Source organism: Vibrio sp. 1557 (assembly GCF_033340175.1).
GTDB classification, from domain to species: domain Bacteria; phylum Pseudomonadota; class Gammaproteobacteria; order Enterobacterales; family Vibrionaceae; genus Vibrio; species Vibrio alginolyticus.
Map to the genome: position 1 here is coordinate 1 of NZ_JAWOVZ010000223.1, position 1,154 is coordinate 1,154.

Annotated in this window: 1 protein-coding gene and 1 pseudogene; both read right to left on the minus strand. The window is 44.3% G+C overall.

Annotated elements, in window-relative coordinates:
* A pseudogene (locus R7070_RS26050) lies at nucleotides 1-243 on the minus strand (GGDEF domain-containing protein); the annotation flags it as partial.
* A partial coding sequence (locus R7070_RS26055; RefSeq protein ID WP_318141494.1) for a phosphate/phosphite/phosphonate ABC transporter substrate-binding protein occupies nucleotides 243-1,154 on the minus strand: 912 nt, incomplete at its 5' end. The gene R7070_RS26055 and the pseudogene R7070_RS26050, both read right to left, overlap by 1 nt.

Consider the following 1,154-nt stretch of genomic DNA (forward strand, 5'->3'; position numbering starts at 1 on the left):
GATGTTATCGTTGTAAAGCGTATCAAACAGCTGCTTAGACAACAACTCCGCGTACACTAATCCTTTTTGTTTGACGTAGGATTCCGTCTTATCTTGAGAATTTTGCGTAATCTGCTGCGCGAGATTGTTTGAGTATGTGTCGTAGCCATGCATGTAAAGTACAAGGTTGACCACAACCACCAAAACAACGACGGAGATGGTCGCAAAAATGTATTTGGTTTCGAGCGAAAGTTTGTTCAGCATCAGTTTGCCTTTGGTAGCAAGTTAACAGACTTTCGAACCGTGTCGAGAGACGTTGCCATATCTGGCGTGAGTGCTGATATGCGCTTGGTATTTTGGAATACATCCAAGGCATGCAAACCTTCTGGTGAAGCATCCATTTTTAATAAAATCGATGTAATTTCATTTTTGGTCGATTGGCTCAAAGTAGGCGACGCTAAAACCAAATCACGCGGGATCTCAACCGAGTTATGGAAAATGGTCAGTTTTTCCTTCATGTTTTCTGGCAAATCTTTTGGGTTGTTCCAGTTGAAATTACTGAACGCCCCGGCGGCAACGCGCTGTTTATACACCCAAACGGATAGGTTGATTTCGTTGGATTGTTCTAAATGTTCATCCAAAAACAAATAGCCGATACGGCCTTTCGTTGGGTGATCATCTATAGAGCGAAGGTATTCTAATTTTTCGCCTTGGTTGAGCAATGTAATGGCAGGTAAGTAAAAGCTGCTGGTGGAGTTGCGACTCTCGAAAATGAGCGTTTTGCCGCGCAGATCGGCCAAGGAATGAATGCCACTGTCTTGATGGGTGAAAAATACAGAGTGGTATTTTTCGAGTCCCTTTTTCCACCTTACGGCGAGCACTTGGCTGTTAGATTCTCGTTCTAGGGTTACGGCGTTAAACGGTGTAGCTGTTGCAATTTGAACGCTGCCATTTTTGAGAGCAACTGCAAGTTGTCCATAGTTGTTGAAGACTTGTACCGACCCAGAGGTATAACCGAGGTGATTCAGCCTTCCGGACACATATTGAGCAAAGGGTGTCGCCTTTTTGATTTTACTTTTTGCTTTGTCGGAAACGATACCTACGGTGAATACGAGGTCATTGACGGGTTGAGCGCTAGCAAGAAAGGGGGAGCTTAGAGAAGCAAGCAGTAAGAG